Here is a 25,144-nt window from a genome sequence, read left to right on the forward strand (position 1 = left end):
GCCGCCCCCCCCCCCCCCACCTTCTACCCCCCGGCGCATATCGGCGGCCGCGGCCGCCGCCCGCGGCCCCCCCCCCCCCCCCCCGGGGGGGGCGGGCGGGGGCCGCCCCCGCGAGGCTGTGTGGGGTTCTGCCCGGGCAGTGCGCCGGCTCAGGTCTTGAGCAGCCGGTTGAAGAACGAGCGGTAGTGCTGGAGCGCCAGCCGCAGGTCCTCGGTCGCCACCTGTTCGCCGCGGTCCCAGCGGCCTTCCAGGCCCTGCTTGTGTGCCGCGAAGGAACCGGCCAGCGTCTGCATGACCTCGGCGACGAGGCTGTCCGCCGACCTCACGGCCTCCTGCGGGTCGTCGACGAAGCGGCTCTGGATGTCGCTCCAGTTCTTGCGGAACCCCTCCGCCTCGCTGCTCGGGAGCAGCGGGTCGGTGTCGTCGGCGGCGTCCGTGTCGTGCGCCGTGGTCGTGGCCGCGTCGCGGTTCCGGGTCGTGTTCAGGTCGTCCGTGGTCGCGTCCACGTCCGCGGTCGCGTCGACGTCCGCGTCCGCGGTCACGGGGGTGACGGGTTCGGCCGCGCGGTCGTCCGGGTCCGCCCGGTCGTACTCGTCGCCGCGGGTTCCCCCGTCGCCGAAGGCCGTGGTGGCCTCGCCCGGATACACCGGGGCCTGGCCGCGTTCGGCGCCGCCCGGATGAGCGAGGTCCTCGGTGGTCAGGCCGGGGTCGCCGCCCCGTCCTTCGCCTGCGTTCTCGTCCTGTATCCGCATGTCACCCGCTCCTCTGGTCGGTGAGCAGTTCCTCGAACAGGGCGCGGTAGTGAACCATCGCCCCTCGGAGCTCCTCGGTCGTCGCCTGTCCGTTCCCGCTGCGCTCCTTGACGGCGTGCGCGGCCCGGTAGTGCTCCAGCGTGCGGCCGTGTTCGACCGACAGGTCGCGTACGGCGCCGCCGTACCCCTCGGTGGGGTAGCCGCGCTCCTTCATCAGTCGCGAAACGAGTTCGTCGGCCTCGGACAGGGAGCCTTCGGGGCGGTCCACGAAGTGCTCCTGGACGCCGCTCCACTCCTGCGCGTACTGCTGCCGCCGCTCGGCGGGCAGTTCCTTGATGTCGAGCTTGTCGTGCCGTTCCTCACGGGCGCGGAGGTCGCGTTCGGCGGCCATCCGGCCGCCCTGCTCCTCGACCGCGCGCTCGTACTCGGGTCCGAACCGACTTTGCAAGTGGCGTCGTCGGGCCTGCATCGATACCAGGGTGGCGATGGCCGCCACCACGATCACAGCGACGACGATGATGACGATCAGCATGCTTGTTGACATCTCCGGCCTCCGTCCCGGGGCCCACCGTTCGATGACGCGCGGCTGCCCGCCTTGTAGTCGTACAAACCCACCGCGCGCGGCGCGTCCGTACGGTCAGAGTTCCGCGCGGGCCACCGACTGGGCGGCGCGCACCGCGACGTTGGCCGCGTCCTCGACGAGCGGCGCCGCTGACCGGCCGTCGCCGGTCAGCGTCCATCCGCACAGGGCCGCCCACCCGAGGGCGGCGGCGGCCGCGACGGAGCGTTCCCGCCGGCCGGCCAGGAACGTACCGAACAGCAGGGCGTCCCCGGCGTCGACCGTGACCCGGCCCAGGACGGCTGTCCGCAGGGCGGGGCCTTCGGGCAGCGCGACCATGGCGGCGCCGATCACCGCGTCACGCACTCCCAGGGCCCGGATGAGCAGGCCGGTGGATCCCTTGTCCGACAGGCCGCAGGGGCGGGCCAACACGCGGGGGCTGCAGGCGACCGCCACTCCGTACCCGAGGGTGGCCACGCCCATCGCCCTTGCCGCTGCGGTGCGCATACCGATCACTCCGTTTCGTCGGGCCGGGGCGCCTGGACGGGGCTCCGGTCAAGGGGCGCCTACCCGGCGGGACGTCGGCCACGCGCGGCGCGGCGCCCCGCTCAGGTGGCCGGCTCGGGAGCGGGTCCGGGTCCGGGGAGCGGGCCCGGCTGCGGGAAGGGGTCGGGTCCCGGTGCGGGCGGGGGCTGCGGGTCGGGCCCGGGCCGGGGCGGGGCCGGCGGCACCGGGTCCGGGCCGCCGGGGCCGGGCACCGGCCCCGGGAGCGGCCCCGGTCCGGGACCGGGGCCGGGGCCCGGTGTGGGGGTGGGAGACGGGGGGACGGGGTCGTTGGGAGGGGTGCCCATGGTTTCTCCGTTGCGGTGCGGGGACGGGAGGGGGCGGGCCGGCGTCAGGAGGCGTGGTCGCGGAACTCCTGGACGAACGCCGCGCAGAAGGCCTCCAGGTCGTCCGGGTTCCGGCTGGTGACCAGCGTCGCGGGCGTGGCCCGACAGACCTTCACCTGCTCGTCGACCCAGGTGCCGCCGGCGTTGCGGATGTCGGTGGCGAGGCTCGGCCAGGAGGTCAGGGTGCGGCCGCGCAGGACGTCCGCTTCCACGAGTGTCCAGGGGGCGTGGCAGATCGCCGCCACCGGTTTGCCGGCCGTGAAGAAGTCCCGGACGAAGCCGACGGCCTTCTCGTCCGTGCGCAGGGCGTCGGGGTTGGCGACGCCGCCGGGCAGCACCAGGGCGTCGTAGCCGTCCGAACTGTCGCCGGCGAGGACGTGGTCGACGGGATAGGTGCCGGCCTTGTCGAGATGACGGAACGCCTGGACCCTGCCGGGGCCCGTCGAAACCAGTTGCGGGTTCCAGTCGGCCTTCTCGACCGCCTTCCACGGTTCGGTGAGTTCGATCTCCTCGACGCCTTCGAGCGCGGTCAGAAAAGCGATGCGCACCAGGTCCACCTCCTTCTGTCGTACTTCCGGGCTTCCGTACTTTCAACGGGCTTCTGTTCCTGCGACGGCCTTCGCACACGCCGCGCGTCGGGCGGGCTTTCCTGACGGGCTCGATCGGGCTCGAACCACGGCTCAGTCGGGCGGTTCCGGAACCGCCGGTTGCTCGTCGGGCGCCGGCGGGGGCCCGGCGGGCGGCTCTCCGTGGCCGGGGGGTGTGTCACCGGGGCCCGAGGTCCCGGGGTCCCGAGGGGTCGGGTCGGGACCGCTCGGTGTGGGTCCCGGGCGTTCGGGTTCACCGGGTCGGCCGGGGTCTTCGGATCGGCGTGCCACGGTCCTGTCCATCGCGTTCACCTGGGAGTCCCTTCCGTAGGGCGTGCGGGCACGTCCGTACTCCCCTGCGCCTGCCCTGCCCCACGCGCCTCAACCGGGCGGGCCGCGGCCCGCGGCTCGTGACGGCGCGGCGGTTCGATCAGCCGTCGTGCGGCCGTCGCGGGGTGGTGACGTGGCCCGGGGTGCCGGGGCCGGGCAGCGCAGAGGTCAGTCCAGGGGGATCGCCGCGATGCGGTCGGTGTTCTGGGGGTAGAGCCGGTTGCCGTGCTGGACGATCATGGTGGGTCCGTCCGGCATGTTGACGGCTCCCGCGGACACGGTCCAGGCGGTCCGGCGCTTTTCGACGTCCACGGCGACGACGGCTTGATCGCCGCTCCCGACCGCCGCGTAGAGCTCGCCGCCGAAGGGGGCGGGCGGCGCCAGCATGGAGACGTACCCGCCCGGGTCGTGGGTCCACAGCTTCTTGCCGGTCGCCTCGTCGAAGGCCTGGAAGGAGCCGTCCGCGACGTACACCGCGCCGTTCACGCAGACGGGCGCACTCAGCAGCTTCGTGCCTTCCGGCTCCAGCGTCCAGGCCGGGGCTCCCGTCGCCAGGTCCACCGCCGTGATCCTCTCCTCGAAGTCGAGGACGTGGCGGTCGGAGGCGACCGGGCGGTTGAAGCCGCCCGATCCGTCGGGTGACTTCGCCTGCTGGTCGGTCCGTACCCGGGTCGCCCAGAGCAGCCGGCCGTCGCGCAGGTCGAAGGCCATGACGCGCCCGGGGTCGGAGGCGATCAGCCGACCGCCGGAGACGATCGCGGACATCATGAGGGAATCGTCCCGGTCCAGGACCGCGCCTTCGATGCGTTGGCGCCAGCGCACCTTCCGGGCGTCCACGTCGTAGGCGACCAGCCAGGGTTGGTCCTCCGGCTCACCGGAGCGGTAGTACGCCTTCAGGTAGAGGCATGCGGCGTCGGCGGCCAGCAGCCCCGTGGTGAAGGCGAGTTCGCCGAGGACGGCCGGGCCGGCCGCGTCGGGGGCGAGCCGACCGGTCAGCGGATCCAGCCGGCCCGCGCTCGCGTTGTCGTCCTCGTCGAAGACGAGGCCCACGAGGTGGTCGCCGAACACGGCCGTGTCGGCCTTGGCGGTCTGCGCCTCCCACAGGATCCGGCCGTCGGTGGTGGAGATCCCGCGCAGGACGTCGCCCACGTGGATCAGCGCCTTGTCGACCGCCACGGCCGGGGTGGCGGTGAACGGGGTGGCGACCGACCACAGCGGGGCCGGCGGAGTGCCGGGCGGGCGGCTGGTCCGCCCCGGTGCGGGGCTCGTTCTCGGGCCGTCGGAAGCGGCTCCGGGGCCCGCGCCGGTGCCGGGGAGGGTGCCGGTGAACCAGAGCGCCGAGACGCCGCCGACGGCGGTGAGCGCGGCAGCCGCCGTACCCGCGATCACGGTGCGGCGGGCGGGGCCGGGCCGCGGGGCGGGAGCTCGTAGGGGGACGGTCGCGACGGCGGCGACCTCCTCGATCCGCCGCGACAGGTCGGTGAGGAGCCGCTGCGGCAGCAGGTCGGCGAACTCACCGGCGTCGAACGGCCCCCACTGCGCACGTAGTTGGTCCGGTCGCGGCCGCTCCCCGGGCTCCGCCGACAGGCAGGCGGCGAGCGTGTCGCGCAGCCCATCGGGGGCGCCGGCCAGGTCGGGGGCGGCTCCGTCGCGCAGCAGTTGCAGGGTGCTCTGCCGGCCGCGGGCGTCGTAGGGGCCGTGCCCGGTGGCTGCGAACACCAGGACCGCGGCGAGGGCGAACACGTCGCCCTCCGGGCCCGGTGGCCCGCCGCGCGCCTGTTCGGGGGACATGTAGGCCGGGGTGCCGGCGACGCCGCCCGCCTCGGCGAGGCGGGGGCTGCCGGGTGCTTGGGCGATCCCGAAGTCGATGAGCCGGGGACCCTGCGCGGTGATCAGTACGTTGGACGGCTTGAGGTCCCGGTGGACGAGTCCGGCACGGTGCAGGGCCCCGAGGGCGGCGGCGAGGGCGGAGCCGAGTCCACGGACGGCCCGCTCGGGCAGTGGTCCCCCGGCCGCCACCGCCTCGGTCAGCGAGGGGCCGATGAGGTAGGCCGTGGCCAGCCACGGCGTCGCCGTGTCCGGGTCGGCGCCGAGGAACGCGGCGGTGTGCTCCGCTCCCAGGGACCGCGCGGCCTCGGCCTCCAGGGCCAACCGCTCCCGGTAGCCGGGCCGGTCGCGCAGGTCGGCCCGTACGGTCTTGACGGCGGCCAGTCGGCCGCCGGTGGTCCGGGCCAGGAAGACGGTTCCCATGCCGCCGCCACCCAACCGGCCGAGGAGGGTGTGCGTCCCGAGCCGCTCGGGGTCGTCGGGCAGCAGGGGCAGGAGCGTGGACATGACCGGTGGGATCCTTCGCGACGGGCCTGCGGGGGCGGGGGCGGGTGTGTGCGAGGGGCGCGGGGGCCCGTGTCAGTCCGTCGGGAGGGCCACGACCACCGACGGGCGCCCGATGAGCAACGCAGTCGCGGTCGTGACGAGTTGGAACGGCTCGCGGGCCTCCACCCCGGCAAGTCCCGTCTGCCACAGGCGTTTGCCCGAGGGGAGGGAGGTCGCGGTGATCTGGTTCAGGGTCGACAGGTACAGGGTCCGGCCGGACGAACTCGCCGCCATCCGGCCGAGCATGAACCACTCCAGGTTCTCGTCGAGGCTCTGCTCCCACAGCGTCCGTCCGGAGTCCGTCGCGACGGCGACGAGGGGACCCCGGCCGTCGTCCGTCAGGTACAGGGTGCCGCCGGCGAGCAGCGGCGGGGCGTTGGTGCCGGCGACCACGGCCGGCGACTCCCACACCCGGGTGCCGGACTCCAGGTCGTAGGCCTGCGCGTGGCCTTTGGAGAGGAGGAACAGTCGCCCGCCGCCCGCCGGGTCGACCGTGGAGGCGGGCCCGCCGTGCACGTCGCCGAAGGTGCGGTTCCAGAGCATCCTCCCGCTGCTCCGGTCGAATCCGGCGATCGCCAGCGTCCGGACGGCCGTGACGTCACGGAACCGCTGCTGGGGCACCTGCACCTCCACGACGACGATCCGCGGGCCGACGAAGGCGCCCAACCGGAAGTCGAACCCGCTCGGCATCGGCGTGCGCCACAGTTCCTCGCGCCGGTCCAGGTCGAAGGCGGCCAGCAGGTGTCCACCGGTCGGATTGCCGTCCCCCACCACCAACCACGCGGTGGCGCCTTCGACGGCGAGCACCGTCGAGAGGTTCTCGATGCGTTGCAGCCACTGGGTCCGCCCGTCCCCCAGCGCGCAGAGCGACAGGCCCTCGCGCGTGGTCACCAGGACGCGGTCGCCGGGCGCCCGGACGGGTGGGGCGTTGCCGCTCACGCCGGGCAGCTGCCACGCCTCCTTGCCGGTGCGCAGGTCGTGCCCGTACAGGACGTCGCCGCGCAGCATCAGGAACCGGTCGGCGCCGCTGACCGGGAGGAGCTGCGTACGGGCCGTGTTGTCGTCGAAGCGCCACAGCGCGGGCGGCGGCATCCCGGGCACCCGGGGCGTCGTCCCCGGGGCGGCGCCGGCTCCGGAGGACGGTCCGGGGCGGCCGTCGCCCGCGGTGAGCGCCGACCAGGCGAGCGTGCCGGACGCTCCGAGGGCGGCCCCGGCGAGGAGGTGAGTGAGGAGTCGGCGGCGGGTGGGGGCGGGAACCCGCGTGGTGGGAGTACGGGGCGGCGCGGTCCTCGGCGGGGTGGAACGGCTTCGGGGATCACCCTGCGCGCGTCCCTGCGGGGCGGTGCCCGGATGGCCGTCCGGATCCGCTTCCGGTTCCTCGCGCGGTTTCGCGGCCGGATCCGCGTGCGGGGCACGAGTGGGACGCCGTACGTCGCCCCGTGGCGCGGCCTCGTCCGTGGAGGCGGGGCTGTTCGCCGGGCGCAGGTCGTCCGAGTCGGGGGCGTCCGTGGCGGCGGCGTCCGATCGCGGGGTGTCGGCGTCCGGGGTTTCCGTCTCCAGGTCGGCGATGGCCTGGGCGCGTACGGCCAGTGCCGCCACGACCCGGCCGGGCGGCGGGCCCGGGTGCGGCGAGCCCGGCTGCGGCGGGTCGTCCTGTCCCGTCGGTGCCCGGCCGTCGGTGGCCGGTCCTGCCGCCTCCCTCCCCTGGAGCGTCATCGCACGGTGCAGTTCGGCGGCCGTGGGGCGGTCGGCCGGGGCGGGGGCCAGCGCCGCGGCCACGACCCCGCCCAGCTCGGCGGGGAGCGCGGGGAGTTCGGGCCGGTCGTGGGCGGCCCGGTAGGCGAGGACGGGAGGCGGGCCGTCCCCGAAGGGCAGCCGGCCGGTGGCCGTGTGGATGAGCAGGACGGCGAGGGCGTACACGTCGGCAGCCGCGGAGGAGGGTCGGCCCGCGGCCACTTCCGGGGCCATGAAGGCGGCGGGCACGGTCGACACCCGGCTCTGCGGTTCCTCCCGCGCGGGCCCGGCGGCCCGCCGTCGCCGCGCACCGTCCGCCCCGTCCCCGTCCTCGTCCCCGTCCCCGTCCCCGTCCTCGGGTACCGGTCCGGGTACGGGGAGCGTGCGGCAGGCGTGCAGGGCCATCAGCAGCGGGCGTCCCGTGGTCAGCCACACCCCCTCGGGTGCCACGGCGCCGTACCCGATGCCCCGCGCGTGCAGGGCGGCCAGGGTGGCGGCCACCTCCCCGGCGACCCCCACCGCCCGCTCCGGGGACAGGACGCCGCCTCCCGGCCCGGGCCCGCCCGCGATGTCGGCCAGGGACACGGCGGGGGTGTAGGCGAGGGCCACCCACGAAGGGAGGGTCCCCGTCCGCAGCCCCAGCACGGCCGGCACTCCCGGCACTCCCGGCGCGGGAACGCGGTGCAACTCCTCGGCCGCCGCGTACGCGGCCGGTGGTAGGAGGCAGACCACCGCGTGCCCGTGGGCACCGTCGCGGCCGACGTACATGCCGTGGTGCGGCGGGGCCGGCCTGGGGCCGGGCCAGCGGGCCGGCAGCCGGTACGGCCCGGCGGTCCTCGGATCCTCGGGCGAGAGCCCCGCCCCCAGATGTCCGCGTGCCATGCGTTCCCCTCCCCCTCGTGGTCCCGGTCCGGGACCGGTCACATGCCCGGCAGGGCGCGGACGGTGCTGCCGCGTTGCCACACGGCGGCGCCCCGGACGACCGCTCCCCGCCAGGGCGTCCCGGCGCGGAGGTCGGCTGCCGGGGCCGGTGCGAAGACGTACTGTTCGGCCGCCCGCGCGGTGTCCACCACGAGGATGCCGAGTTCGGGCTTGCGCAACGGTACGAAGACGGCGGATCCGCAAACCAACGGGGCGTGGTCCTGGGCCAGTTCGTCGGGCGCGAGCAGGGTCCAGGCGGGTGCTCCGGTCCTCGCGTCGACGCTGCGGAGTTGCCGGCCGTCCGCCACGTACACGGTGTCGCCGGCCAGGGCGGGCGCGCCGAAGCCGCCGGTGTCGTCGGCGGGGAGGGTCCACAGCTGTTGGCCGTCGGACCTGCCCAGGCAGTTCAGGGCCCGGTGGCCGCCGCCGCCCACGACCAGGGCACGCGCGGACAGGGCCGTCCACCGGCCGTCGCTGCCGGCGGGTCGGCGCCACGCGAGGCGACCGTCGGAGACCGACAGGGCCGCCACTCCGCCGGTGGCGGAGGCCAGGAGCAGCAGCCCTTGTCCCGTGGCCGCGACGAGGGTGGGGCCGGGCACCGGAGTCGCCACCCGCCAGCGCGCGCCCCGGTCCGCGGGTCCGACGGCGGCGACGCGTCCGGCGTCGTCCAGGACGTACGCCTGGTCCGCGTCGGCGGCGAGCAGCGCGCCCGGTCCGCCGGGCACGCGATGGCGGACCGCGCCGCTGGCGGCGTCCAGGAAGAGCAGGGCGCCGTCCGGGGCCTGGGCGACCGGCCGGGGGCCGCCGACGAGGGCGCCGGCCGTCGGGCCGCGGCCGCGGCGTGCGCCGGAGACCGGATCGTGCGGGGCCGTCGCGCCGTCGCCGTCCGCGAACCACACCGTCCCGCCGGCGCCGATCGGCCCGAAGGCCGGTGCGGCCGCGGCGCCGTCGTACGTCCACAGCGGTTGCGGAACCGTGCCGGGCGGGCCGCTCCAGGCGGGGGCGGGCGGCCCCGCGGAGTCGTCGCGGGCCTGGTGTCGCAGGAGGGCGCCGGCTCCGGTCGAGGTGAGGAGTACGGCCGCGCCGGCGCCTGCGAGGAGTCGGCGCCGGGCGGGCAGCCGGGGTCCGGCGCCCAGCGCGGCGGCGGCCCGTCGCATCGCGGCGGCGTCGGCGGCCACGGCAGGGGGGAGCCAGCGGCTCGCGGGACGCAGGGCAGCGCCCCGCGGGTCGAGGTCCTCGGTCACCTCGGCGGCGGTGGGCCGGTCGGCCGGTCGTTTCTCCAGACAGCCGCGGACCACGGGGAGCAGTTCGGACGGCACCGCGGCGAGGTCGGGGTCCTCGTAGGCGATTCGGAAGTCCGAGCGGACCGGGTCGCCGTCGAAGAAGGCGTGCCGGCCGGTGATCGCGAACACGAGCAGCGCGCCGAGGCAGAAGACGTCGCTCGGCGGCCCGAGGGGCCCTTTCACGACCTGTTCCGGCGACATGTAACCGGGGGTTCCGGGACGTTGCCCGGTGGCGGTCAAGGTCGCGTCGCCGACCACCCGGGCGATCCCGAAGTCGACCACGCGGGGCCGGTCGGCGCCGAGGATCACGTTCGACGGCTTGAGGTCGCGGTGTACGACACCGGCTCCACCGAGGGCCGTCAGCGCCCTGCCGAGGGCGCCGGCGAGCACGCACACGGCGGGCGTCGGCAGTGGCCCGTGCCGCCGCACCCCTTCGGCGAGGGTAGCTCCGGGTACGAACTCCGCTGCGAGCCAGGGCACTTGTTCAGTGGCCGAGGATCCGAGGACCGCGGCGACGAAGGGGCTGCGCACCGCCGCCGCCGCTGCGGCCTCGCGCCCGAACCGCGCGCGGAGGTCCGTGTCCCGGAAGAGTTCGGGGCGAATGGTCTTGAGGGCCACGGGCCGGCCGCGACGCCGGGCGAGATAGACCGTCCCCATGCCACCGGACCCGAGCACCCCCAGGATCCGGTACCCCCCGAGCTGTGCGGGCGTGCCGCCCGGCAGCGGGGCGATCACTGGTCTCATGCGCTTGATCGTAGGGGCGTCGTGGTCAAGGGGGGTCACAATCAGGGAAGTTGGGGGTTGCGCCCGCGCCCCGGCTCCCGCAACGCGTCGGAACGGCGGGGTCACCACACCGCCGCCTGCGGGTGCCGCCATGACTGCACGGTCAGTCGCACGCCGGGAGGGGTCGGCCCCCGGGCAGAGGGACCGCCCGTCCCCGGGCGCACTGGGGGCGCCCCGACAACCCGGCCCATGCGCTCCCGCGGGGCATCGAAGAGCCGGGAGGACGAGGCGGACACCGAACCTCGATGTGATCAGCCGACGCAGGCACCTGACGGTCACGGGTCTCGCGCCCCCACCCCCGCCGCGCCCACTCCCCCGGACGCGGGCGATCCGTGTGATCCGGCAACTCGCAACCGCCCTGCCCCCGGGGTCCGAGGTCCTTGTGAACCCGTTTGCCAGGCCCGTGGGTTGCCGGTCGGCGCCGCTACGATGAGTGAGTGAGCGACACTCCGCGTCCGGGTCCGGAACTCTACGAGGTCAGCTGCCTTCGGCTCGCCGAGGGCGCGGCGCCCGCGCTGTCCCCCGACGTCGAAGCCGCGCGGGACCGGGAGTGGGAGAGCACGGTGCGGGGCAATCCGGCCATGTTCGACGGGCCGGTGGTCGCGTGCGTGGAACTCCAACGGGTCGATCCCGACACGCTGTTCCTGCGTTGGGCCGCGGTGACGTACCGGCACCGGGTGCTGCGTCGCGTTCCCGGGGCGGAGGCGTTGCCGTCCCTGTTCGTGAACGTGGTCCAACCGACACACGAAGGGCGGGTGCTCGTGGGGCGGATGTCGTCCTGGACGGCCACTCCAGGACGGTGGCAGTTCCCCGGCGGGGCCGTCGAGCCGCCCGGAGCCGATGAAGTGCTGGACGAGGCCTCGCTGTGCGGGCAGGCGGCGCGCGAACTGGTCGAGGAGATCGGGGTCGACGTCGAGCCGAAGCGGCTGCGGTTGTGGGCGGCCACCCGCGGCGCGCGCGGCAGCGTCGGGCTGACCCACCTCGCCCCGAGCCGACCGGAGGCGGAGTTGCGCGAGCGGTTCACCGCCGTGGTGGCGGCGGAGGGCGCGGCGGGCCGCGACGCGGAACTCGACGCGATCGATTTCGTGCGCTCCCCGGACGAGTTGGCCGACCTGGCCGGACCTCACGTGGACTACCTGGACCCGCTCCTACGCCGCTACGCCCGGGCCCCGCACCGGCCCGGGAGCTGAGCGGGCGGCCGCGAGGAAGCGCTCCCGGCACGGTCGGCGCACCGATCGGCGGACCGGAACGCGGGACACCTCGTGACCGACGCGGCGAACCCCGGCCGGCGGAGGGGGCGTCGGCCGACATCCGCCGCCCTTCTCCCCGTCGCCCGGCGCCCTCATCGGAGCCCGCCCACGGTCCTGCCCTCCCCTGCCGGGCAGGTGGGGCACCCGTCGGCCAGGGCGCGTTTTGAAAGTGGCGCCGGACGCCGCGGGCCGGGCGAGACTCTCACAACACGCGCTAGGAGCACTCCCACATGGCGGCCTGAGTGCCGGAGCTGGTGCTCAGGCCGGGCATGTCCAGGCACATCCAGGTGGGGGCGCCACTGGGGGTGGCGCCGCTGATCCAGTAGCCGTTGTTGGCGTCGATGTTGTCCGTGTCCCACCACTTCTGGTTCAAGCCGCCGTTGCAGTCCCACTGGACGATCTTGGCACCCCTCGTCGCCCTGCCGCCGGAAATGTCCAGGCACTTGCCGGAGTTGGCGTTGCGCAGCTGGATGAAGTTGCCTCCGTCCGTGACCTCCGACTTCCACAACCCCTCGCTCGGCGTGCCGCATTCGGCCTGGACCACCGCGGCGCCGTTGTCGTTCGAGCCGCTCTTGACCTTCAGACACATGCCGCTGTGGTGGTTGACGATCTCGAACCGGCTGCCCCGCTTGCGCAGCTGCCACAGCTGGTTGGGGGCCAGGCTCGCGCCCATGTCCGACGCGGTCTGCGCCGCAGGAGTCGTGACGGGGCGCGCCTCGGCGGCGGTCGCGGGGAGCAGGGACGTCCCGGCGACCGCGATCAGGGCGATCAGCGCCGAGCGGGTGGACGTGCGCTTCGTGAAGTTCATGCCGAGTACCTTTCGTACGAGGCCCCGCCGCGAAAGCGCCGGCGCCGGTGATGGCGTAGGTGGCGCCGGGCCGTGGGGGCGGGCCGGCGCGGTGCTCACTCTGTCCGCCGGCACCCTCCGCACACATCGTGGAAGACCACGAACACGGCGCCCGACCCGCCGTCGTGGTCGGCGCCCCCGCCCCTCAGGGTCCCCCGGCGGGGTCCCCGGCCAGGCCGACCGCGAGCTGGGTCCGGCGGGTCACCTTGAGCTTGCGGAACGCGCTGGTGAGATGGGACTCCACCGTGCGGCGCGTCAGGTGCAGCGCCTCGCCGATCTGCGCGTTCGTGTGCCCGAGGGCGGCGAGGTCCACGACCCGGCGTTCCGCGCCGGTGAGTGCGCTCGGACCGGTCGTGGCACGAGTGGTGGTACGGGCGTTCGCGGCGCGCAGCGCGGCGCGCGTCGCCCCCAGCAGTCGGCCGGTCGGCGCGGGATCCGGACCGACACCGAGTTGTCCGTACCCGACCCGAGGGTCGCGTTCCGCACCGAGCACGTCGTCCGGGGCGCCACCGGCGTCCCGCGCGGGGGACAGCAGGCGCACCGCCTCGGCGTCGGCGGCGCGCAGGTCGTCGCGGCCCCGGCGGCCGAACCCGGCCGCGATGCGGGCCCGTCCCAGGTCGATCAGCGTCTCGATGCGTTCCACGGGCGCGGGTGCCCCCACCAGCAGGGCGGACGCTTCGACGAGCGAGTCCAGGCCCCGTCGGCCGCCGACGGCCGCGGCGTGGGCCCGGAGCGCCCGGCCGACCGTACGGGCGGTTCCCCAGCGGCGCGCGTGGTGCAGTTCCTCCTCCGCCAGCTCCCGGGCCTCGGCGGGGCGCCCGAGGCGCGCCAGGACGAGGGCGGCACCGGATCGCCACGGCGTGGCCACGGGGCTGACGAAGTCGCGGGCGCTCTGGCCCGTGCCGCAGGCGAGGTATGCGGCGAGGGCGGCTTCGCAGCGTCCTTCGATGCCGTGGAGCAGGGCGCGGGCGTAGCGCAGTTCGTTCCATTCCCAGGAGCTGTCGGCGGTGGTCGTGTCGGGGGTGGAGAGGAGCTGCCAGGCCTGGTCGCGCTGCCCGAGTTCGTACCGGGCGAGCGCCACCATGGAGACCAGGTGGGGCGCGCGGATGCCGCGACCGGTGCAGGTGTGGGCCAGCTGGGTGTTCTCGGCCACTACGCGCCGGAAGTCCCCGGCCCAGAGCGCGGCTTCCGCCCGGACGCTCAGCAGGCACTGCAGGCCGGCGTCGGTGAGGTCCGGCGGGGCGGGCGGTACGGGAAGTCCTCGCGCGGCCAGTCCTCGGGCGTCCGCCAAGCGGTCCGCCCATTGGAGCAGGGTGGCGGCGCTGCCCAGCCAGGCCGTGCGCAGCAGCGGGTGGACGGGCGCCGCGGCGAGCCGGGGCCGGATCCGTGCCAGTACCTCGGCTGCCGAGAGGAGACCGGCGCCGGTCTCGTACTCGGTGATCAGTGAGCAGACCAACGGTTCGACGGTGATCGGGGCCGTGGGCGCGAGGGCGCGCAGGCCCGCCACGGCGTGGCGCCAGGCGACCGCGTCGTGCGAGGAGATGAGGGCGGTGACGGTGCGCAGGACGTGCGCCAGTTCGTCGTCGCCGGCGCCGTCGCACGCCCGGTGCAGCACGCTCAGCGCACTGTCCGTGCGGCCGCCGGCGGCGAGGGCCGCGCCGAGGGCGGGCGCGGCGGTGGCGCGTTCCTGACGGTCGGGGTGCAGGGCGATGCCCGCGCGGAGCCTGCGGATGCCCGCCTCGGCGCTGTACGGGAATTCCAGCGATCCCAGGCGCAGCGTGAGGTCGGCGTACCGTTCCCGGGCGAGCGCCGGCCGGGCCCGTAGGGCGTGGCGCAGCAGGGCGGCGGCCTCTTCGGTGTGCCCGGCGCGGACGGCGTCGTCGGCGGCGTCCTCCAGGCACCGCGCCATCCACGCCTCGTGGGGGTGGTCCAGGTGCAGCAGCCGGGCGGCGACCTGCGGGGCGGGGGCTCCGCCGTCGTGGAGCAGCCGGGCGGCGCGGGTGTGCAGGGCCGCCAGCTCGGCGGGGTCGGCCGCGTCCAGTACGGCGTCCAGGGCGAGCGGGTGGGAGAGCATCCGGACCAACGGCGACGCGCTCGGCGCGCCGGCCGCCGCCCGCCGGGTCGCCAGCAAGGGCAGGGCCTCCCGGAGCAGGGCCGGGCCGGTCGCGGCGGAGCACTGGGCGGTCACGGCGAGCGCGAGGACCGTGCGTCGGGTTTCGTCGTCGGCACGGTGGCGGATCCAGCGGGCGACCGCTTCCCGGTACCGGACGAGCCGGGGTCCGTCGACGGTGTCCGGGCCAACGGCCGGGTGGACGGGGTCCGGGGGACGCGCCAAGTCGGTCAGGAGCGCCTGCAGGAGGGCCGGGTTGCCTCCGGTCGCGTCCCAGCACATCGCGTGCCGTTCGGGCGGTAGCCCGTGCTCGTGCGCCAGCCTCGCGGCGGCTCGCGGCCCCAGTGGGGGCAGGGGGTGGCACACGCCCGTGGCCCGGGGCAGCAAACCGGCGTCCATGTGTTCACGGCATTCGGCGGTGGCCAGCAGCAGCACCGGCAGCGCGGCGATCCTGCGGGCCAGGTACCCGGTCCAGCGGCGGGACACCGGGTCCGCGCAGTGCAGGTCGTCGACGGTGAGCAGGACGGGCCGGTCGTCGGCGGCTCGGGCGAGCAGGTCCAGCAGCCGGTGGAAGATTTGCTGCTCCTGCCCGTCGGCGGGGTCTGCGAAGGGGATTCCGTCGGTGGTGGGGAAGACTTGGCGCACCAGAGCGAAGGGGAAGGCCGTCTCCTCGGGTGCGCACCGCGCCGACCGTACGCACACGCCGTCGTCAGCGCTCGCGACGCGGGCGACCGCGTCGAGGACGGCGGTACGACCCCGGCCGGGCGGCGCGGTCAGCATCAGCCAGCTTCCCCTGCCGGTGCGCGCCCGTGCCAGGGCGCCGGTCGCGGCTCGCAGCACGCCCTCGCGTTCGACCAGTACGTGTGTCACTTCCGCCCTCCCACGCCGCTGCCCACCGCTGCGTGCCGCGTCCCCGAGGCGGCCCACCGGTCATCCCCGAGAATCATGGAGGGACGGAGCGATGGAAGTGGGATGATCCTCGGTCAGATTTGCCTGAAAGGGCATCAGTCGCACCAAGTCAGCCAAATCGGCCCGTGATTGACCGAAACTCGAAGCCGCGGGCTGCCTCGCGCGACGGTGCCGACAGGGCCCGGCCGCACCGGCCCCGGGCGGAGGGCGGCCCCGTCACCGTCGCCGCGCGTCAGCGGCCCCACCACGGCGCCCGGCCTGCGCGTGCGGCCGCTGACGCATACGCTCGGATGAAGGGTCGGTCCGAGCCCTGGAGGTGGGTCATGTCCGAGGGGATCGACGCGGTCGGTGCCGATCGCGCGCTGAAGGCCCGGCACCGGGCCATGTGGTCCTGGGGCGACTATCCGTCCGTGGCGTCCCACGTCATCCCGGAGGTGGGCGCCGAGCTCGTCGGGGCGTGTGGTGTGCGGCCGGGCGACCGGGTGCTGGACGTGGCGGCCGGCGCGGGCAACGCGGCCATCCCCGCCGCCCTGGCGGGGGCCGATGTCGTGGCGAGCGACCTCACCCCCGAGCTGCTCGAAGTCGGCCGGAACCTGGCAGGGGTGCGCGGCGCCCGTTTGGAGTGGCGCGAGGCGGACGCGGAGCAGTTGCCCTTCGCCGATGGTGAGTTCGACGTCGTGATGTCCTCGTTCGGGATCATGTTCGCCCCGCACCACCGGCTCGCCGCCGACGAGCTGGTGCGCGTCTGCCGCCCCGGGGGGACGGTGGGCCTGGCGAACTGGACCCCGCAGGGCTTCGTCGGCCGGATGTTCGCCACGATGAAGCCGTACGCGCCGCCCCCGCCGCCGGGAGCCCAGCCGCCGCCCCTCTGGGGGGAGGAGGAGCACGTGTACGGGCTCCTCGGCGACCGCGTCACGGACGTCGACGCCCAACGGCGGACCGTCCGGGTCGACGCCTTCCCCGAGGCAGGAGCCTTCCGTACCTTCTTCAAAGCCTGCTACGGCCCCACCATCGCGGTCTACCGCGCCCTCGGGGAGGACGCCGACCGGGCCGCGGAGCTGGACGGCGCGCTGGACGCGCTGGCCGAGGAGAACACCCACGACGGGGTCATGGAGTGGGAGTACCTGCTGCTCACGGCCCACCGAACCGGCCCGGCCGGCGGCTGACGACGCACCCGAACCGCCGACCGGCGCCGGTCCGGGGCGCCGCGGGAATCCGACGCGGTGGGCCCCTACGGCGCCGCCGACCGCACGGGGCCGATGCACGACCGAGCGCTCACCGGTACCCCACCGATGCACGGCCCCGGGCCCGCGAAGCAGTCCGCCGCGAGGTGGCCCTTGCCCGACCCGCCGCACCGTTCCGTGTCGACGGCTCCCGATCGACGGGGTGAACGTTCGTCCACATGTGCCCGTGGGGGCGGCGGCGCGTCCCCACCTATAGTTACGCGCGCCGCCCCCAACCCGCTTCGCCCCGGGCGGCGTTCGCGGATCGGTTCGGCGTCGAGGGAGGTCGCTCGTGGCCAGTGCGTTTCAGGAGCGCAAGCTCAGGGGGATGTTCGCCGCGTTCGACGCGGACGGTGACGGCTACCTACGGGAAGAGGACTTCACCGCACTGGTCGCCCGTTGGAGCCGGCTGCCGGCGGTGGGGCCGGGGACGGATCTGCGCAGGCGGGTGGAGGCCCTGTTGATGGGCTGGTGGGCGGCGCTGCTGGACGCGGGGGACGCCAACGGTGACGGTGCGGTCGACATGGGCGAACTGCTGTCCCTCGTCGACCAACTCCCCGCGATGGTCTCGGACGTCACCGCGACGGCCGACACCGTCTTCGACGCCGTGGACGCCGACGGCGACGGCCGCATCTCCCCGGAGGAGCACCGTGGTCTCGTCGAGACGTGGAACGGGCAACCCGCTGACCTCACGGGCGTCTTCGAGCTCCTCGACCTGAACGGTGACGGCCACCTCAGCCGGGAGGAGTTCGCGCGACTCTGGCTCCAGTTCTGGACCAGCGACGACCCCGCCGAACCGGGCAATTGGCTCTGCGGCCGTTTCCCCGACTGAGCACGCCGGCGCGGTGGACGGGACCGGGTACGGCGGACCGGGGCGCGTGCGCGTGCGCGTCACTCAGCCGCCCAGTGCGTACGACGACCGTTCCCGCCATCGCGACCCGTCGTACACCATCAGCTCGACCGACGACACGTGGCACGTGAACGGGAGCGTGTCGGCGAGGTCGGCCTCGATGGCGTCCAGGACGGGGTCCTCCTGCCCCTGGACGACGGTCAGGTGCGGCACGATGTCGACGAACCGACCCCCGTACGGCGGAGCTTCCGGCCACCGCTCGACGATCGACCGGGTCAGCCCGCGCAGCGGCGCGTCGGGCTCGGGTACCAGGTACAGCACGTCCGGGAACCGTCCGCTGCTCGCGAACCGCAGGTCGAACGGCTGGTGGCGTCCCACGAGGTCCGCGAGGGCGGCGTCGACGCCCGCGTCGAGCCGGCTCGCGTCGAGGAACGGGAAGAGGACGGTGACGTGCGCCGGCACTCCGACCCGGGCCGACGGATCGAGCCGCTCGCGCCATCCCTGGAGGGTCGGCTCGGCCTCCGGGGTCAGGATGATGAGTCCCGTCTGGCCCGCCTCGAAGAGGGCGCCGCTGTCATCTGCCATGCCACGGATGGTGCCATCCCGCGCGCGCCCGGCGCAGCGCGTTCGCCCGGAGACGGATCGCGAGCGATGTTCGAGCGGGCTTCGAGCGGGCTTCGAGCGGGCTTCGATCAGATGTCCTCCGGGTCGGCCGGCGGTCCCGGCGGCCGTTGACGCCACCCGACCGCACTCGGCGGCTCTTGACGCCGCCTACCGGCTCTTGACCACTCCGCCCGCGGATCCGGGACCGCCCCGGAGCCGTGGGCTCCGGGGCGGGTGGACACAGCTGCGCCTGAGATCAGGCGGCGGTGATGTTCTCCGCCTGCGGGCCCTTCTGGCCCTGGGTGATCTCGAAGGTCACGGCCTGACCTTCCTGGAGCTCGCGGTAGCCGGTGGAGTTGATGTTCGAGTAGTGCGCGAAGACGTCGGGGCCGCCGCCGTCCTGCGCGATGAAGCCGAAGCCCTTTTCGGAGTTGAACCACTTCACGGTTCCGCTGGCCATGGTCATGCCTCTCAGTCGATGTCGGATCCGCACCGCGCGGACCCGGAGGTGATCGCCCTGGTCCGGCACTGCACAGCAAAACGCCCACGCCAGGGCGCGGGCAGGAACTGCGAACCACGACAGCTGAGCTGAAGCTACACGCCGGAACCGCCCATCACCAGAGAGCAACGAGCACGGAATTTCGGACGGCGGATCATGGGACGCGGTGGCGGCAGACCGCTACGGCCGTTTTGTCGGCACGGGCCGCAGCGCGGGCCACCGGGCGAGGGCCTGGTGCCGCATGGCGCGGCTCAAGCCGCCGGCACCGGCGAGCTCGGGGTGGCCGGCGGTCGTCCGGGCGACCACCCCGAGCCGGTGGACGAGCCGTTGGCGGGCCGTCGCCGTGCCCCACTTCCAGTCCCGCCGCGGTACCCGGGCCAGGTGGTCGGCGGCCTCGCGGCGGGCCCGCTCCACGAGCGCGTCGCCACGCAGCAGCCATCCGGCGCAGGCGTCGGCGAGTCCGTCGCGCAGCTCGGCGTCCCGGATCCGCGTACCGGTCTCGGCGTGCCACGCGGTGAGGTAGGCGTTCTCCGCGCGTTCGAGCATCGGGGCCGGCGCCGCGGTGACGCACCAGCAGGTGGGGAATCCGATGCGGAGGTAGGCCAGCTCCATCAACCCGCTGCCCAGGGAGGCCTGTTCGAAGTCGACGAACCGGGTGCCGGTGGGCGTGTGGAGGTCGTTCCCGGGACAGGGGTCGCCGTGCAGCAGCGCGTGTCCGGGCGCCCGCCCGAGCCGCTCCACCAGTGCGTCGAGCTCGTCCGCGACGCCGGTGGCGACCGGGACGCGAAGGGTGGCGGCCAGGGCGAGCAAGGAGTGGATGTCGGCGCGGCCCGGGCCCTTCCACCGGGGCAGGGCACCGGCGTCCGCCGGGCCGGCGGTGGCGTGCAGGCGGGCGAGCGCCGCCGCGTAGTCGACCGTCCAGTCCCCGGCCGGCGGCCGGTGCGCCAGGTGTTCGAGTACGAGGACGCGGGCGGCGGGATCGGCGGCCAGGAGCGCGGGCGCCACGGGGCTCGCCGCCCGGGCGGCGAGCCGCAGGGCGGTGACCTCGCGGGCGTAGCGGTCGTCGGCCTCCGGGCCGTCGACGAGCTGCTTGACCACCGCCGTCGTCCCCGGCAGCTCGACGCGCCACACGCGCGAGCGGGGGCTGCTGCCCAGTCTGCGCCAGCGCCGGGGAGTTCCCAGCTCGGCCCGCAACTCTTCCCCGAACACCGGTCGTAACCGCATGGGTTCAGGGTTCCACGGCCGGGGCCGGCGCGGAACGGCCCGGGTCCGGGACGCACCGCGTACGAGTCCCCGTGCCGGGAACCGTGGGGACGCGGAATCCGCCCGAACGCTTCGCTCCGGTTTGCGAAGGCGGGTTCGCACAGGGGCAACCGCGCCGGGGCGCGTGCGAGGCGCCCGCAGCCGGGAGCGGCGTCGCGAACCCGCACCGAAGGTGGTGACCGGCGGACCTCGGTCGCCGGCGCGCCGACCGAGAAGGTCGTCGACGGGCGCCGGCGGCGCGGCGTTCCCCCGACTGCGTACGGCGCCCGCGGTCCTGGTCGCGGGGCTGCCCCGCGTCGCCCTGGTCCCCCTCACCGGGACCCCGAACGCCCTGCTCCTGCCCGTCGCGCTCGGGATGCTACCGGCGGCGGCCACGGTGCGCGTCCGACGCCGCCGGGGCGGTTCGAGGCCCTCGGTGTGACGCCTCGGGGCTGAGGCGGTCGGGCAGGGTCGGGGGGCGGCCCGTGGGGGGGCGGACGGAAAGCGCCGCCCCCCGCCGGCCGGACGGCGACTCGCACACCCGGATACCGGGCATTTCGGTCGATCTTTCGTCAGTGTGGGCACGGCTGGCATCACTCCCCCGACAGAAAGGGCCACCATGGCCGCGAGCGCCTACCCCGCCGCCCCCCTCTCCGGAACCGGCAACACCACCACGCCGTACGACATCGGCCTGCCCGTCCTGCGCCTCGTACTCGGCGCGATCATGTTCGTGCACGGAACCCAGAAGCTGTTCCGGTGGTTCGACGGTCCCGGCGTCAAGAGCACCGGCATGTTCTTCGGCAAGGCCGGTTATCCGGCCGGCGAAACCATGGCCGTGATCGCGGGCCTGACCGAGACCCTGGGCGGTCTGGGACTCGTCTTCGGTCTCCTGACCCCCCTGTCGGCCGCCGCCGTCGTCGGCATCATGATCAACGCCATCAGCACCAAGTGGACCGGCGACGTGGTCGGCATGGAGGGGGTCGAGTTCGAGTCCCTGATCCTCGCCGCCGGCGTCACCCTCGCCCTCACCGGACCGGGCCGCTTCGCCCTGGACCGGTTCCTGCCGGTGCTCCGTCACCACCGGGTGTCGTACGGCGTCCTCGCGCTCGCGCTGGCCGTCGTACTGGCGGCTCTGGTGCTGCTCCTGCGGGACTGATCCGACAGTCCGGCCGGGGACCAGGGGAGGCGGACGGCGCGGGCGCGGTCGGGAGCGTTGCGGGCCATTGGAGTGACCCGCCGTCTCCCGTGACTTTTCCGTGAGGTTACGTCGGCCGACGCGGGCACCGCTCCCGGCGCGTCGGAGGGGGCCGAGTTCGCTCGCCTCGCCGCCCACTGACGGAGCGCCGGCAGCGCGAGGCCGGCCGCTCGCAGCGGTCGTGCGCGACATCGGGCAGGAGCGGTCGACCACCCCGTCGACCGCCCCAGCGACGTGGGAGGTCCCCCACCGCCGGCCGCGATCCGCCGCCGCCACGCCCGGCGCCGGCCGGCGGGCCCGGCCCCAACCGCCGGCATCCACTCGTCGACCCACAGGGAGCGGGCCTCCTCCCGGGCACGCAGGAGCTTCACCCGGCGGGCGCGGGCTACGGCCGGAGGAGGCGCGTCTCCGCGTCGGGCAGCTTCGACCACCAGTGGTGGTAGCGGCCGTAGACGGTCGTCCCGCGGTCGGCGAGGAGGGCCGTCAGGGAGCGGGCCTCCTCGGCGAGGCCGTCCCAGTCGGCGGACGACAGGGGGTGGAAGGCCGTGGCCTCGACGCCGCCGTCCACCGGGCGCCACACCCCGGCGACGTGGCCGTCCACCAGCAGGGTCGGCAGCACGTCGCCGTTGCGCCGGATCACCAGCGGACGGTAGGCCGGCGGTATCACCCGGCCGCGATCGGCGTAGGCCAGCAGGACGCTGTCCCACATGGCCATGAGCCGGGGCGGTGCAGGCGTGTCGGCGGCCGGCCTGGAGGCGCCCGGGAGGTCGAACAGCGCTTCCCCGTCGGGCCCTTGGAGCGGCTCGACCGAGCCGTCCAGGGCTCGGAGGGCCGCGCGGACGGCCGTCCGCCCCACCATGGCGAACTGCGCGACGTCCGCGACCGAGGCGGGCCCGAACCCCGCCAGGTAGCGCAGGATCAGGGCGCGCAGCGCCCCGGGCTCCACCTCCCGGCTCGCCGGTACGGGTACGGGTACGGCCGCCGGTCGCGATGTGGGGCCGGCCGCGACGAAGGACGGGCGGGGGCCGAACGACCAGGTGGCTCCCGTCGGGGCGTGGTGCAGCGGCGCGTACCCCTTCAACCCCCACCACGCCCCGTCCCGCCGCGCCGCGCCGACCCTCTCCTCCGCCCAGGCCCGCATCTCCGCCGAGGTACGCGGTCGACGGGCGAAGTCCAGCAATTCCGGAAGCAGTTCGTCGGCGTCCGCCGGGGTCAGGCCCGCGCCGGCGAAGCGGGAGCCGAGCCGGGACGCGTACAAGGTGGGCTGCATCGCCGCGCGGAGGACCGGATAGTCCTCGGCGTGCACGGCGTGCAGGGTGATCCGCATCAGGGTGGCCTTGACCACCGACCGTCCGGTGAACGCGTCGTCGAGCGCGGTCGGCGCGAAGTCGGTGAGCCGGTTCCACAGGGCCAGGTACGGCGAGGCCGGTTCCTGCGCCTGGAGCGCGACCACCCGCCGCACCCCGTCGGAGACGGACAACGGCTCACGTCCGAGCAGCAGTTGGCGACTGAGGGTCGCCCGGTTCAGTTCGCGCGCAGTGATGATCACACCGTGGATTCTGCCCCGGCCGCGCGGTCGACGGGTACGCCCGCACAGATCTCCCTTACGGGCACGGGCCGCTGCTCCGGGCGCACGCGCCGGCCGCGCACCACCTCGGGTGGCGGTCCGGCGTGTCCCCCCGCGCGCGGCGGGGTCGAGCGGGCGCGCTCCCTACCGTGGCCCCATGAACGCACGTACAGCGCTGTTGTCCGCCGGGTACGGGATCCGTTGCGCGGGCCGGGCCGAGGCGGGCGCGGTCGCCGCGCTGCTCGCCGGCGCCTTCGCCGACGACCCCGTCATGGCGTGGCTGGTCCCCGGCCCGGCCGACCGGGAGCAGCGGATGGCCCGCTGGTTCAGGTGCGCACAGCGGCAGCAGCGGCCGCGTACCGGCGGGGTGCGGGTGGCCGCGACCGGGGACGGCCGGTTGTTGGGGGCCGCGCTGTGGTCGGCGCCGGGCCGGTGGCGGACCTCCGCGGTGCGGGAACTGGCCGCCGTGCCCTCGTACGTACGCGTCTTCGGCCCGGGCGGGCTGGGGCGCGCCGCAGAGGTCCAGAACACGATGCACGAGGCGCACCCCGACGTCCCGCACTGGTACCTGCCGACGTTGGGTTGCGACCCCGTGGTCCAGGGGGCGGGTGTCGGTTCCGCCCTGGTCCGCCAGCAACTCGCCGCCTGCGACCGGCTCGGGCAGCCCGCCTACCTGGAGTCGAGCAAGGCGACCAACGTTCCCTTCTACGAGGGGCTCGGATTCCGCGTCACGGGTGAGATCCGGCTGCCGGGCGACGGGCCGACCCTCTGGCCCATGTGGCGCGAGGCGGACCCGGCCACAGGTTCCGCCACCGGTTCCGCCGCCGGCGCCCCGCCCCCGTACGGCGGCTGAGACCGTCCGTACGGCGGCTGAGACCGTCCGTACGACGGCGACCGGCGCCGGCGACCGGTCAGGCGTCGGGCGTTCACCCGGTTGCGTTGCCGGGTCGGCCCGGGTGTGGGCGCGGGGCGACGTTGGATGGACGGCAAACAGAGTGTCGTGGAGAGGCTGGTGGTCGTGGTGAGGCGTGGTCTGGCGGCGGGTGCGGTGATCGTGATGGCGATCTGCGGTACGGCGGGGTGTTCCGAGGGGTCGGGCTCGGCGTCGGACGCCGCGTCGAAGGCGGCGTCGGCCGTGCAGTCGGCCGGGGCCAAGGTGTCCTCCGCGGCGTCCGCCGCCGCGGACGCGGCGTCGTCGGCGGCGGCGGTGGCCCAGGACAAGTTCGCCGAGATCAAGAACGGTGTCGACGCCAAGGACGAGGTGACGTTGGGCGCCGTGTCGACCGACGGCGAGGGGTACACCGTCGTCCCGGTCTCGGTGAAGAACACCGACGCCTCGACGAAGTCGTTCGCGGTGCAGGTGGACTACAAGGACGAGAGCGGCAACCAGCTCGACACGGTCGTGCTGACCGTCTCCGATGTCGCGGGCAACGGCACCGGGCAGGGCGTCGCCAAGAGCACGCACAAGTTGGCGGGCACGGCGAAGGCCGAGACCGCCAGGGCCCTGCGCTACTGATCCGGAGGCCACCCGGACCGTCGGCGCCGTTCCGGCCCGCTCAGTGGCGGACGGACAGGCCCTCGCCGACGGCCGGGCGGCGCCGGCCGCGGCCCACGGTCGACTCCGCCGGCAGGAGGCCGGGCCTGCGTACCCGTACTCCATGAGGCCGGCGGAATGACCGGCGGGTACGGCGACGCGGGGCGTTCTAGGCTGGTGACAGGCACATCCCCCGGGAGGTCGTTGTGGTGGACCGTCACCGTTTCCACCTGGACCAGGACGGACACTCGATCACCGTCGTCCGGGACCTCCGGCACCGGTACGTCGAGGTCCTCGTCGACGGGAAGACCGTGTGTTCGGCGCGGACGAGCCGCTCGAAGGCCACCCTGCTGCGGGGTGAGATCGCGGGCGCCGGCCCGCAGCCGTTCCTGATCCGTCTCGAACGCCCCGACGTCCCGGGCGGCGAACCCCTGTGCGTGTTGGAGAGGGACGGCATGCGCTACCTCATGCCGAACGTTCCGCTCACGCCGGAGGAGGACTGGCCCGCCGAACGCAACCCCTCGCCGCGGACTCCCGCCGAGCTCATCGCCCGCTGGCGGGGCCGCCACTGAGACGGGGCGGCCCGGGCCCGGGGCGGGGAGAACGCGGCGGCGTCGGGCAGGATGGCCCGGTGATCTCCCCCGCCACGAGCCCGGACCTCCCCGCCGTCGCCGATCCGGCGCGCACCCGTGCGGCGGCGGCCCTGGCCGCGGCGGTGACCGTCGGTGCGGGTCTGGGGCTCAGGGCCGCGGTCGGCGGAGACGTCGCGAAGTACGGCGGGGACGCCCTGTACACCGTGCTCCTGCTGACGCTGGTCGTCCTGATCGCCCCGCGGGTGACGCCCCTGCGGGCGGCCGCCGTGGCCCTGGCCGCGAGTTGGGCGGTCGAGTTCCTGCAGCTCGGTCCGGTGCCGGCGGAGTTGTCCCGGCGGAGCGTCATCGCCCGCCTCGTACTCGGTTCCACCTTCAACGCCCCCGACCTGTTCTGGTACGTGGTCGGCGCGGCGGCCGGTTGCCTCGCGCACACCACGCTGCGCCGGCGCCGCCCGCGCGGCTGAGGAGCCGGGCTCGACCTCGATCGCCGACGGCGGGTGGCCGCGCGGA

The 25,144-nt window shown here is 75.1% G+C and carries 21 protein-coding genes; 8 read left to right on the forward strand and 13 right to left on the reverse strand.

Features of this window, described 5'->3' with window-relative positions:
• Positions 1-149: 149 nt before the first annotated feature.
• The 7 genes from ACZ4XJ_RS01375 to ACZ4XJ_RS01405 form a co-directional block, all read right to left on the reverse strand.
• Positions 150-752: a hypothetical protein gene (locus tag ACZ4XJ_RS01375; RefSeq protein WP_362875606.1), complete on the reverse strand. Its 603-nt coding sequence runs from the start codon at positions 750-752 to the stop codon at positions 150-152.
• A 1-nt stretch (position 753) separates the two neighbouring features.
• Positions 754-1,296 (reverse strand): hypothetical protein, encoded by a 543-nt coding sequence (locus tag ACZ4XJ_RS01380; protein WP_362875607.1) that lies wholly within the window; start codon positions 1,294-1,296, stop codon positions 754-756.
• Positions 1,297-1,389: 93 nt separating this feature from the next.
• Positions 1,390-1,818 carry a hypothetical protein gene (locus ACZ4XJ_RS01385; protein WP_362875608.1) on the reverse strand — a complete coding sequence of 143 codons (429 nt, stop codon included), beginning with the start codon at positions 1,816-1,818 and terminating at the stop codon, positions 1,390-1,392.
• Positions 1,819-2,206: 388 nt separating this feature from the next.
• Positions 2,207-2,749 (reverse strand): type 1 glutamine amidotransferase domain-containing protein, encoded by a 543-nt coding sequence (locus ACZ4XJ_RS01390; RefSeq protein ID WP_362875609.1) that lies wholly within the window; start codon positions 2,747-2,749, stop codon positions 2,207-2,209.
• 537 nt (positions 2,750-3,286) lie between these two features.
• Positions 3,287-5,452: a protein kinase domain-containing protein gene (locus ACZ4XJ_RS01395; protein ID WP_468494878.1), complete on the reverse strand. Its 2,166-nt coding sequence runs from the start codon at positions 5,450-5,452 to the stop codon at positions 3,287-3,289.
• A 72-nt stretch (positions 5,453-5,524) separates the two neighbouring features.
• On the reverse strand, positions 5,525-8,107 hold the full coding sequence (locus tag ACZ4XJ_RS01400) for an outer membrane protein assembly factor BamB family protein (protein WP_468494879.1): 2,583 nt from the start codon (positions 8,105-8,107) through the stop codon (positions 5,525-5,527).
• 38 nt (positions 8,108-8,145) lie between these two features.
• Entirely contained in the window at positions 8,146-10,173 is a 2,028-nt protein-coding gene (locus tag ACZ4XJ_RS01405) for a protein kinase domain-containing protein (RefSeq protein ID WP_468494880.1), read from the reverse strand.
• 476 nt (positions 10,174-10,649) lie between these two features.
• On the opposite strand from ACZ4XJ_RS01405, the gene ACZ4XJ_RS01410 reads away from it, so the two are divergent.
• Positions 10,650-11,402 (forward strand): NUDIX hydrolase, encoded by a 753-nt coding sequence (locus ACZ4XJ_RS01410; protein ID WP_468494881.1) that lies wholly within the window; start codon positions 10,650-10,652, stop codon positions 11,400-11,402.
• Between the two features lie 274 nt (positions 11,403-11,676).
• On the opposite strand, the gene ACZ4XJ_RS01415 is transcribed toward ACZ4XJ_RS01410, so the two are convergent.
• Both ACZ4XJ_RS01415 and ACZ4XJ_RS01420 read right to left on the reverse strand, forming a co-directional pair.
• Positions 11,677-12,270: an RICIN domain-containing protein gene (locus ACZ4XJ_RS01415; protein WP_468494882.1), complete on the reverse strand. Its 594-nt coding sequence runs from the start codon at positions 12,268-12,270 to the stop codon at positions 11,677-11,679.
• Positions 12,271-12,454: 184 nt separating this feature from the next.
• Positions 12,455-15,289: an AAA family ATPase gene (locus tag ACZ4XJ_RS01420; RefSeq protein ID WP_468494883.1), complete on the reverse strand. Its 2,835-nt coding sequence runs from the start codon at positions 15,287-15,289 to the stop codon at positions 12,455-12,457.
• A gap of 362 nt (positions 15,290-15,651) precedes the next feature.
• Between ACZ4XJ_RS01420 and ACZ4XJ_RS01425 the strand changes: the two genes are divergently transcribed.
• Together ACZ4XJ_RS01425 and ACZ4XJ_RS01430 are read left to right on the forward strand one after the other, a co-directional pair.
• Positions 15,652-16,494, forward strand: coding sequence for a class I SAM-dependent methyltransferase (locus tag ACZ4XJ_RS01425; protein ID WP_362875615.1), 843 nt, complete (start codon positions 15,652-15,654; stop codon positions 16,492-16,494).
• A gap of 349 nt (positions 16,495-16,843) precedes the next feature.
• Positions 16,844-17,383, forward strand: a complete 540-nt coding sequence (locus ACZ4XJ_RS01430; RefSeq protein WP_468494884.1) for an EF-hand domain-containing protein — start codon at positions 16,844-16,846, stop codon at positions 17,381-17,383.
• A 63-nt stretch (positions 17,384-17,446) separates the two neighbouring features.
• On the opposite strand, the gene ACZ4XJ_RS01435 is transcribed toward ACZ4XJ_RS01430, so the two are convergent.
• The 3 genes from ACZ4XJ_RS01435 to ACZ4XJ_RS01445 form a co-directional block, all read right to left on the reverse strand.
• Complete coding sequence (locus tag ACZ4XJ_RS01435; protein WP_468494885.1) at positions 17,447-17,986, reverse strand: 2'-5' RNA ligase family protein; 540 nt, start codon at positions 17,984-17,986, stop codon at positions 17,447-17,449.
• A 274-nt stretch (positions 17,987-18,260) separates the two neighbouring features.
• Positions 18,261-18,464, reverse strand: coding sequence for a cold-shock protein (locus tag ACZ4XJ_RS01440; protein WP_281208001.1), 204 nt, complete (start codon positions 18,462-18,464; stop codon positions 18,261-18,263).
• Between the two features lie 219 nt (positions 18,465-18,683).
• Positions 18,684-19,727: a phosphotransferase family protein gene (locus ACZ4XJ_RS01445; protein ID WP_468494886.1), complete on the reverse strand. Its 1,044-nt coding sequence runs from the start codon at positions 19,725-19,727 to the stop codon at positions 18,684-18,686.
• A gap of 637 nt (positions 19,728-20,364) precedes the next feature.
• Between ACZ4XJ_RS01445 and ACZ4XJ_RS01450 the strand changes: the two genes are divergently transcribed.
• Complete coding sequence (locus tag ACZ4XJ_RS01450; RefSeq protein ID WP_362875619.1) at positions 20,365-20,901, forward strand: DoxX family protein; 537 nt, start codon at positions 20,365-20,367, stop codon at positions 20,899-20,901.
• Between the two features lie 424 nt (positions 20,902-21,325).
• Here the strand turns inward: ACZ4XJ_RS01450 and ACZ4XJ_RS01455 are convergent, their stop codons facing one another.
• Complete coding sequence (locus tag ACZ4XJ_RS01455; protein WP_468494887.1) at positions 21,326-22,489, reverse strand: winged helix DNA-binding domain-containing protein; 1,164 nt, start codon at positions 22,487-22,489, stop codon at positions 21,326-21,328.
• 175 nt (positions 22,490-22,664) lie between these two features.
• Here ACZ4XJ_RS01455 and ACZ4XJ_RS01460 point away from each other — a divergent pair, with 175 nt between their 5' ends.
• The 4 genes from ACZ4XJ_RS01460 (at position 22,665) to ACZ4XJ_RS01475 (ending at position 25,098) form a co-directional block, all read left to right on the forward strand.
• Positions 22,665-23,360, forward strand: a complete 696-nt coding sequence (locus ACZ4XJ_RS01460) for a GNAT family N-acetyltransferase (RefSeq protein WP_468494888.1) — start codon at positions 22,665-22,667, stop codon at positions 23,358-23,360.
• Positions 23,361-23,486: 126 nt separating this feature from the next.
• A complete protein-coding gene (locus ACZ4XJ_RS01465) occupies positions 23,487-24,023 on the forward strand; it encodes a hypothetical protein (RefSeq protein WP_468494889.1) in 537 nt (178 codons plus the stop codon).
• 227 nt (positions 24,024-24,250) lie between these two features.
• Positions 24,251-24,613 (forward strand): hypothetical protein, encoded by a 363-nt coding sequence (locus ACZ4XJ_RS01470; protein WP_362875623.1) that lies wholly within the window; start codon positions 24,251-24,253, stop codon positions 24,611-24,613.
• A gap of 62 nt (positions 24,614-24,675) precedes the next feature.
• Entirely contained in the window at positions 24,676-25,098 is a 423-nt protein-coding gene (locus ACZ4XJ_RS01475) for a ribosomal maturation YjgA family protein (protein WP_468495432.1), read from the forward strand.
• Positions 25,099-25,144 lie beyond the last annotated feature (46 nt).

The sequence above is a fragment of the Streptomyces sp. NPDC029836 genome, from assembly GCF_055574495.1.

What these genes read in the sequence shown, in the direction of transcription:
- ACZ4XJ_RS01450 (WP_362875619.1), top strand. Translation starts at nt 20,365, where the DNA reads ATGGCCGCGAGCGCCTACCCCGCCGCCCCCCTCTCCGGAACCGGCAAC.
- ACZ4XJ_RS01425 (WP_362875615.1), top strand. Translation starts at nt 15,652, where the DNA reads ATGTCCGAGGGGATCGACGCGGTCGGTGCCGATCGCGCGCTGAAGGCC.
- ACZ4XJ_RS01415 (WP_468494882.1), bottom strand. Translation starts at nt 12,270, where the DNA reads ATGAACTTCACGAAGCGCACGTCCACCCGCTCGGCGCTGATCGCCCTG.
- ACZ4XJ_RS01380 (WP_362875607.1), bottom strand. Translation starts at nt 1,296, where the DNA reads ATGTCAACAAGCATGCTGATCGTCATCATCGTCGTCGCTGTGATCGTG.
- ACZ4XJ_RS01395 (WP_468494878.1), bottom strand. Translation starts at nt 5,452, where the DNA reads ATGTCCACGCTCCTGCCCCTGCTGCCCGACGACCCCGAGCGGCTCGGG.
- ACZ4XJ_RS01445 (WP_468494886.1), bottom strand. Translation starts at nt 19,727, where the DNA reads ATGCGGTTACGACCGGTGTTCGGGGAAGAGTTGCGGGCCGAGCTGGGA.
- ACZ4XJ_RS01460 (WP_468494888.1), top strand. Translation starts at nt 22,665, where the DNA reads ATGAACGCACGTACAGCGCTGTTGTCCGCCGGGTACGGGATCCGTTGC.
- ACZ4XJ_RS01465 (WP_468494889.1), top strand. Translation starts at nt 23,487, where the DNA reads ATGGACGGCAAACAGAGTGTCGTGGAGAGGCTGGTGGTCGTGGTGAGG.
- ACZ4XJ_RS01400 (WP_468494879.1), bottom strand. Translation starts at nt 8,107, where the DNA reads ATGGCACGCGGACATCTGGGGGCGGGGCTCTCGCCCGAGGATCCGAGG.
- ACZ4XJ_RS01405 (WP_468494880.1), bottom strand. Translation starts at nt 10,173, where the DNA reads ATGAGACCAGTGATCGCCCCGCTGCCGGGCGGCACGCCCGCACAGCTC.
- ACZ4XJ_RS01375 (WP_362875606.1), bottom strand. Translation starts at nt 752, where the DNA reads ATGCGGATACAGGACGAGAACGCAGGCGAAGGACGGGGCGGCGACCCC.
- ACZ4XJ_RS01385 (WP_362875608.1), bottom strand. Translation starts at nt 1,818, where the DNA reads ATGCGCACCGCAGCGGCAAGGGCGATGGGCGTGGCCACCCTCGGGTAC.
- ACZ4XJ_RS01440 (WP_281208001.1), bottom strand. Translation starts at nt 18,464, where the DNA reads ATGGCCAGCGGAACCGTGAAGTGGTTCAACTCCGAAAAGGGCTTCGGC.
- ACZ4XJ_RS01435 (WP_468494885.1), bottom strand. Translation starts at nt 17,986, where the DNA reads ATGGCAGATGACAGCGGCGCCCTCTTCGAGGCGGGCCAGACGGGACTC.